The organism is Flagellimonas flava, from assembly GCF_050617915.1.
GTDB classification, from domain to species: Bacteria; Bacteroidota; Bacteroidia; order Flavobacteriales; family Flavobacteriaceae; genus Flagellimonas; species Flagellimonas flava_A.
On the sequence record NZ_JBODQE010000019.1, the window covers coordinates 1 to 3587 of the forward strand.

A 3587-nucleotide genomic window follows, 5' to 3' on the forward strand; every position below is an offset into this window, starting at 1 on the left:
AGGCACCTATATACAATATGGGACAGGAATGAATAATATTTCTAGGATATACTGGGAAAGTATTTTTTTCGGGAATCATGGATCTTGGTTAGTCCCCCACTGATTCAGGGAACCAGAGCGCAAACCACTATCCAGACATCAAGGAGCGTTACGGTACTTGGCCAATTCTACCAACATTGGCTAGTTGCCGTCCTTCTTTTTGGGAACCGACACCTTCAGCACATCATCAAGTGTTCCCTCTATCTTGAGTTTCTTTTCGTACTCTTTGGCACGTTGTTTTTTCTTGGGGTCTTTTTTCTCGTTCATATCAATTCAACATTATCTTTCTAGTTAGAACCTTGTGCAAGAAAGGCCTTCTTAGGATACGCCTGATAAGCACGATATTGTTTTCTTCGTCCAAATCAAATAGAATGCAATGTTGATTCCCACAATTAATATAGTATTCCCCTATCAAACGGTTGTTTGTTGGCTTTGCTTTGAGGAGTGGGTTTGTGTTCAGTATATCGAGACCATTGGTAAGTCCTTCCTTGTACTTTTCACCCAAGGAAGATAACTTGCTTTTTGCCTCATCTGATATTTTAAAGCCATACATAATGGCAAGATAATTAAGAAATTCCTAATTCTTGCTTTAATGCATCCAAAGAATAAATTTTTGATTTTTTAGAGGAGAGTTCAGAAATATCTTTGTATGAGTTGATAATTAACTGAGCATAATCTGAAGTGAACTTAATGTGTTCTTTTGCAAGCTTTAGGTTCTGAACAACTTTTTTTGCATTTCCCTCAATTGTGTAATCATCAAAAAATGAAAGAAAGCCCTCCAATTCCTGATATGCTGAACTAGATTCCTTATGTAATTTCAACCAATCACTATTTTTCATTTTTGAATCACCTTCAGGTAAAGAACTAACCAATTCTTTGAGTGCTTTTAGCAGACTTTTTGAAGCTTCGACACTCTCTTGGTCACAGGTTATATCAAGTGCTTTCTTTACTGTTGATAATTGGGAATAGTTATGCGTAGCAAAAACATATTTAGCCATTGGATTAGACTTAGAAATATAGGATTTCAAGCCTTTATTAGCAAATGCTACTGCTGTCATAAGTGTAAATGGTGAATTTATTCAAATATAAAAAATAATCAAAACCTTTTGTCGGGCACTACAATTTAGAATTTTTCTAAATAAAATACAATACATATTAATTATATGACTATAAAAACGCTCAAAAGTTGCTTAAATTATAGTTAAATCTCTATTCTTTACCAATTTTTCATAACTCAAGACGCTCTCTGAATCCTCCAAAAAACCGTCAAAACGCTCCTGTGCCGATAGTTCCCTTGTATTGAACCTTGCTGCAAACTCGTCAAGGTAACGGCTCACGTGCTTATCACTCACCTGATGGTAGATTCCATAGATACCACGCTTTAGAATGCTCCAAAAGTTCTCAATGGTGTTCGTGTGAACATCCCCATCAACATATACGCTCAAGGCATGGTTCACGCTCCCATGCGTATAGGTCTTGTGCAACTGTTTGTACACCGTTGCTTGGTCACTATAGACCGTGGAACCTTCTGGCACATGCTTTTTGATAAAACCTACCATATTCTTAGCGTCCGCTCTTGGGACATACTTTAATATCACCTTCCCGTTACGTTCGATTAGCCCTACAATCACTTTCTTGGGCTTATAGGGTTCGCCCTCGTTCGTGAGATTCGGATCTTTGTCAGATCGTCTTTTGGGATAGTGCTTGTTCTTTTCCTTTCCACCGATATAGGCTTCGTCAGCCTCTACCATTTTGTCCTCCCCTAGCATATCGGGGGATTTGGCCTTTAGCATTTCACGGATGCGGTGAAGAACGAACCAAGCTGTCTTTTGTGTAATATTCAATTGGGTGGCAAGCTGTACGCTGCTTATGCCTTTTTTGCTTGTGGTCGCCAAATAGATTGCTGCGAACCAGATACGGAACGATATTTTAGAATTTTCGAAGATAGTCCCAACTTTAACAGTAAACTTTTTGTGGCACTCTTTGTCACGACATTTCCAACCTCTATTGGTCTTGTAAGGATTGGTACAGCCGCAATGCGGACATGCAGGCTCATCGCCCCAACGAATCTTCTCATAGTATTCGATACAAGTTTGCTCGTCCTTGAAGTAATCTAGAAGCTGTATTAGTGACTTGAACTGCATTTGGTTTAATTTGATATACAAATATAACCGAATATATTGATATATACAAATATTTCCGAATATTATTGTATTTTTGTGCTATGGTCACATATAAAGAGCGACAACAAAACAAAAAATACTATGTGCTTTTGGAAGATGGTGTGCCGTTAGGTACGTTCGGTAATCTAAAAAAGATCACCGAATACATGGATGGTAAAGACTTTCCAAGCTACTGGACATTGGTTAGAAAATCTGAAAATCCTATAGAGCTTGGCATCTACAGTATTTACAAAGTGAAACACTATTAACTATAGGATCGTTAATAAATAGTGGATAACTAACAGATACTAAATCTTACCTGTAGTAATTTTCTGATCAATTTTGACATATATAAGATCAAGATATGTCGTTTGTTGATTTGGAAAGTTTAAAAAGGGAGCGCAAGAGGCTGGTAAGGAAGCTGGAACTTGTGGATTCCCTTATTGCTGAATATTCCAAAACTGACCCTGATCTTGATTTCAAGCATTATATGGTTTTTGATTCTAAGATCAAAGAGCCGGATTTTGACTCTCCTTTTGAAATAGATGGCTTTCCGAAAGATAAAACTTGGTTGACACAGCTAGTGTATTTATTGGATAAGCATGAAAGGTTTTTGGGAAATACTGAAATGGCTGAATTATTATTGCCCTATTATCCAGATAAAAATGTTGATGGACTAAAAAGACGTGTATCTGTGGTTATTTCAGATGCCTTTAAGAATAAAAAGGTTAGGGGCTTGATTAAATTGAAGGTTTCCAATCTATCTCAAGGTTATGTTTGGGGATATTCCAAATGGTTGGACTCAAACAAAGAAATAAGGCAAGAACATAGGCCTTTTAGATATAAAATAAGCCCCACAATGTGAGGCTCAAAATACGTTTTGTGAAGGGATAAGCCCAGTTTTAAACTGTACATTGCCCTTGACAGACCAGACGGGAAAATATTGGTGTGCGGCCTCTCATTAGGGTACGGCCTTTAAAAATTACCGTCGGAAAAGGAGTTGGCGTCAGAACTGGCTCCTTTTTTCATTGCTCCAAATCTAGGGAATATACCAATCGGATCCAAATCTGAAGCCTACTTTTCGCCCAACCACCGTGCCAACCATGACTTTTTTGGTGGTGGTGGCGGTTTTATTTTTGAGGACTTATATCTATAAATGGCAGCTATCAAGCTAATTATTGCTGCAATCAAAAAAATGATAGCAGTTATCAAGGGTAATAGAACTGGATCTTCCATAAGCACACATTTTTGGAAATTAAAAAATCAACGTGTGCTATTGCTTTCCCCTTACTGACTTGGGAAAGCTACAATTTTTTCAAATACAAAAGAAACCACTATACAAAACCATAACAGTCTAGCCTTTGTCCCATATTGTATATAGGTGCC

At 37.6% G+C, this 3587-nt stretch carries 5 protein-coding genes; 2 read left to right on the top strand and 3 right to left on the bottom strand.

Features of this window, described 5'->3' with window-relative positions; translation table 11 throughout:
- Positions 1-180: 180 nt before the first annotated feature.
- The 3 genes from ACRHOZ_RS20750 to ACRHOZ_RS20760 form a co-directional block, all read right to left on the bottom strand.
- Positions 181-306 (bottom strand): hypothetical protein, encoded by a 126-nt coding sequence (locus ACRHOZ_RS20750; RefSeq protein WP_431130134.1) that lies wholly within the window; start codon positions 304-306, stop codon positions 181-183.
- A 299-nt stretch (positions 307-605) separates the two neighbouring features.
- Complete coding sequence (locus tag ACRHOZ_RS20755) at positions 606-1097, bottom strand: hypothetical protein (RefSeq protein WP_431130137.1); 492 nt, start codon at positions 1095-1097, stop codon at positions 606-608.
- A gap of 132 nt (positions 1098-1229) precedes the next feature.
- Positions 1230-2183, bottom strand: coding sequence for an IS1595 family transposase (locus ACRHOZ_RS20760; RefSeq protein ID WP_431130140.1), 954 nt, complete (start codon positions 2181-2183; stop codon positions 1230-1232).
- Between the two features lie 80 nt (positions 2184-2263).
- Here ACRHOZ_RS20760 and ACRHOZ_RS20765 point away from each other — a divergent pair, with 80 nt between their 5' ends.
- Both ACRHOZ_RS20765 and ACRHOZ_RS20770 read left to right on the top strand, forming a co-directional pair.
- Positions 2264-2470 carry a hypothetical protein gene (locus tag ACRHOZ_RS20765; protein ID WP_431130143.1) on the top strand — a complete coding sequence of 69 codons (207 nt, stop codon included), beginning with the start codon at positions 2264-2266 and terminating at the stop codon, positions 2468-2470.
- Between the two features lie 95 nt (positions 2471-2565).
- On the top strand, positions 2566-3066 hold the full coding sequence (locus tag ACRHOZ_RS20770) for a hypothetical protein (protein WP_431130146.1): 501 nt from the start codon (positions 2566-2568) through the stop codon (positions 3064-3066).
- Positions 3067-3587 lie beyond the last annotated feature (521 nt).